This window comes from Mycobacterium sp., from assembly GCF_035506235.1.
In the GTDB taxonomy this organism is placed as follows: Bacteria; Actinomycetota; Actinomycetes; order Mycobacteriales; family Mycobacteriaceae; genus Mycobacterium.
The window spans coordinates 1-3,790 of sequence record NZ_DATJPU010000145.1 but is presented as its reverse complement, the minus strand read 5'-3'; the positions used below and the strand labels follow the sequence as shown (position 1 = coordinate 3,790).

General features: G+C 64.8%; 2 protein-coding genes and 2 pseudogenes. 1 reads left to right on the top strand and 3 read right to left on the bottom strand.

Going from position 1 to position 3,790, the window contains the following annotated elements; all coding sequences use genetic code 11:
* The 3 genes and pseudogenes from VMD50_RS13870 to VMD50_RS13860 all read right to left on the bottom strand — a co-directional run.
* Positions 1–1,463, bottom strand: a 1,463-nt coding sequence (locus VMD50_RS13870; RefSeq protein ID WP_325428323.1) for a tyrosine-type recombinase/integrase, incomplete at its 3' end; no start/stop codon positions are given.
* A 291-nt stretch (positions 1,464–1,754) separates the two neighbouring features.
* Positions 1,755–2,867, bottom strand: a complete 1,113-nt coding sequence (locus tag VMD50_RS13865) for a site-specific integrase (protein WP_325428322.1) — start codon at positions 2,865–2,867, stop codon at positions 1,755–1,757.
* Between the two features lie 121 nt (positions 2,868–2,988).
* Positions 2,989–3,350 (bottom strand): annotated as a pseudogene (locus tag VMD50_RS13860) (transposase); the annotation flags it as partial.
* Here VMD50_RS13860 and VMD50_RS13855 point away from each other — a divergent pair.
* Positions 3,326–3,623 (top strand): annotated as a pseudogene (locus VMD50_RS13855) (winged helix-turn-helix domain-containing protein); the annotation flags it as partial. The pseudogenes VMD50_RS13860 and VMD50_RS13855 sit on opposite strands and share 25 nt — an antisense overlap.
* Positions 3,624–3,790 lie beyond the last annotated feature (167 nt).

Below are 3,790 nucleotides of genomic sequence, written 5' to 3'. Positions count from 1 at the left end.
TCCTGCGGAACGTCGCGGTTAATCAGCCGGTGCCCGAGGGTATGACGCCACTGGTGAGGGGTCAGGTGCACCGGCTGGCCGTATTCGTCGCGGATGTTGCAGGTGGCCAGCCAGCGCAACAGCGCCGCTCGATAGGTCGGGCTGGCGATTGGGTGGGTGCCGTCGATGTTCTTGGTTGGCCGCGGGAACAGCCCCGGTGTCCCGGCGGGCCAGCGTTGCAGGGTGTGGTGCCGGTGTTGGGCGATCAGTTCGCGCAGTTGTTCGTCGATGGGCACCAGCGCGTCGCGTTTCATCTTGTGGTTGTAGTAGCGCAGATATGGGGCGTCCTCGGCGTCGACGATGACGCAGTCGGCGCGAAGCCGCAGCGCGTCGGTGATCCGCAGCCCGCAGCGCATCAGGATGATCGTGATCAGCCGGTGGTTAGAGTCGGCGAAGCGGGCGAGGTTGTCGGGGTGCTCGAGCTGGGCCATGACGTGTTCGGCCAGCGCTCGCGGCAGTCTTTCGGCGCGTTTGGGGTAGTCCTCGGCATAAAACATTGCATCGGCGGGAAGTGCAGTGTCCCAACCATGTTGGCGGATGGCGGCGAAGAACCGGTTCAGTAGGCCGATGTGGCTGGCGCGACGTTGGGAGCCGATGCGCTCACCACGCAAATCGGCGAGGTAGCGTTCGAGCACCGGCCGGTCGATCCGGTCGATTCCGTTAATGCCGATGTCGGCGAGGAACCGGGCGAACCGGGTGATCACCACGACCGGTCTAGCGCCGCCCGCTTCGAGCCCCAACCCGCTTGACAGTCGCCAACGAATCCAGCGTTTGGCCAGGTCCCGCAGCCACGGCTGTGTGATCTCCCCGAATCGCAGGGTGCGGTCGCCGTCGTAGCCGAGGCGGCGCATCCGCCACACATCACGCGGGAATTCGGCTTCCCAACCACCAGCCTCGGCCAGGTCAACGATCGCGCGGTAGGCGTAGCCGAACAGGCCTCGCGCACGATTATCGTTGATCAGCAACTGGATTCGCTCCCTCCAGACGTCTTCGTCGTGGTCGAGCAGGGCGGTCACATCCGCGGCGGCGAGCATCCGCACCACCCGCATCACGACCCCTGGTGGAAGCTTGCCCTGCCGTTCATCGTGGCGACGTTGCAGCACGTATTGCATCTCCAGCTTCACCTGCGGCGTCAGCCGATCGAGCTGGATCATTTCACTGGCCAGTGTGATCTCGGCGAAGTGGTCGGCGAACTCCTCGATGTCGGGCCGTCCGTTGACTTTCCAGGTATTCGTGGGACTGGCAAAACGGTGATTTCCCTTGCGCCCACAACTCGCAATGCGGGATACGGCACGTCCTGCCCGGAGCCGGACACTGCGCCGCCGCGGCATCGACCAGCCACGCATCCAGGTCCGGCCGACCGGCTCGCTGCCATCGCTGACCATGTAGACCGCACAAACCGCCGCGACTGCAGCCGTAGCCACAGCCAGACACCCGGCAACGTTGGTTAGGCCGTTGCCGGCGCCAGCGCGGGTCAGTGCACGCAACGAACCGCTGCATGTCCGGTCGCCCCTCGCAGACCCACCGGTGCAGATGGCCCTGACACAGCCCCCGGCCAGAAGCTATGCGAGCACAACCCGTCACCTCGCATGCGACGCCGCCAAACACTGGATTCTCAGGACCGAATTCCATGACATCACTGCGGAATTCGCTGCGCACCACCCCCAACAGCTTGCCCAGTAGCCCAGACGAGACACCACCGCGAACCGGGGCGGTCACCAGCTCACCTGCTCGTCGGTGAACCAGCCCGCCTGCTCCATCACCCGGCGGGCGTCCTCGACGGTCAGGTGCCCGTACGTCGAACTCGTGGTGGCCACCGACGAGTGACCGAGCAACCGTGCCACCACCTCGATGCCAATACCGTCGCGCAGCATCCGCGTCGCGGCCGAGTGCCGCAGCCAGTGCGGGTCGAAGTCGATCCCGACCCGTCGGCGCAGCCGGCGCACCAGGTCGTAGACCGCGGCGTAGGTCAGCGGATGCCCACGTGGGTGTCCCCACAGGTTGACGAATACATAATCACTGTCCAGATCGCCGTACTCGCCGTGCAGGTAGTCCGCATATAACCGGATCAGTTCAGCGCTGACCGGGATCGTGCGCGAGTTTGCCGACTTGGCGCGCGCGCCGTTGGCGTTGTCGCGGCACCGTACCGTCACCTCTCCCTCGGCGGCGGCAATGTCGTTGTGCCGCAACCCGAGTGCTTCACCAATTCTCATGCCTGTGTCATACAGCAGGGCAAACAGCAATCTGTCCCGCAACCGCTGGCAACCATCCAATACGGACTGCACCTCGACCGGTGTGAGCACCCTGGGCAACTTCTTGGGCGTCTTCAACGCGACCACTCGCCGCGGTTTCGGTTCGCTCTTGCTGATGTGATGCAAGAACGGCCGCCAGCCGCCACGCGCCCCGCCGACCTGCCACGACGTCAACGATTCGGCGACCTCGACACCGTCTCGACCGGCATGGGTATAGAACGCGCCGACCGCCGAAAGCTTGCGATTCACGGTGGATTCCGTGCAGTGATGCGCCACCGACGGCAATACCGCAACTCGCCCGTCGCGGGCCCGGGCCTGCAGCGGCAGTCGCAGCCAGGCGACGAACTCACCTACATCGTCGAGCCGCACCGCCCTCCAATCCAGCCCGCGATCAGCCAGGAAGGCGAACCAGTCCTTCAGATCGTGCGCATACGCCTTGACCGTGTTCGGTGAGCGCTCGATGTCGCTCAGATACGCCAGATACCGCTCCACTGGCGCGACCGGGAGATCGTCCTCGCCAAGAACGGTCCACGATTCACGCGACGAGACCGATGAGATGACTCGTGCGACTTGCATCGTCCCTCCGTAGGCTCTGCCTCCTGGACGACTGCAGATAACCACATCCACCAAGCAGAATCGGGGACCTCAACGCCCCATGTCGGACATCGAAGACGCCATCGAGGGAACTCCAGATAACGATGGCATTGGTGCTGCAGATGACCCGGCGGATCTCCACGTCGTAGTCCAAGAACGGGACGAACTCGCTTCAGGCGTTTTCCCACAGCCGGATGATCGCCGGGTACTGGGCGCCCCATTTGTGGGTGAACTCCACGAAGCGTTCCTTGGCCGCCGCCTCGGTGGGTGCGGTGTAGAGCGGGCGGATGTCCTTGGCGATCTCGTACCAGTACTTTCGTGACGCGTACGAAAGGTGTTGCGCAGCAGATGGATGACACAGGTCTGCACGATTGCGAGGTCCCACACCGCCCCGACCGCCTCTGACAGGCCCTTGAGCCCGTCGCAGACCACCATGCACACAGTGTTCGGTGTTCGCGGGCGGATTCGATCTCCAAAGTGCCTGCGCGGTTAGCCGGGTTCGATGAATCCGGGGACTACGCCGTGCTGGATCTGCTCGATGCCTTGGTGCGAAAGTCATTACTTGTCGCCGACCGCTCGTCGGGGCGGACCCGGTTTTCGATGTTGGAAACGATCCGCCAGTTCGCCGAGGAGCAACTCGTCGCCAGCAGCCCAGCAGCTGAGGTTCGGGCCGCCCATGCTCGCTACTTCGCCGGACGCGAAGCCGACATCATCGCCCGGTGGGACAGCCCCCGCCAGGCGCGGTGGTGGCCCGGTAGGCCAGCTCCCCGCTGCGGGTGGCGGCACCGACGGCTGGCCCCTCAAGTGGCGCTACGCCTACTCGCGGTACCCGCGCGACTTCAACCGGATCGTTGCGACTCTCACCGGGGGCCACGGCACGGCATGCAGCCGGAAGACACCCCGCA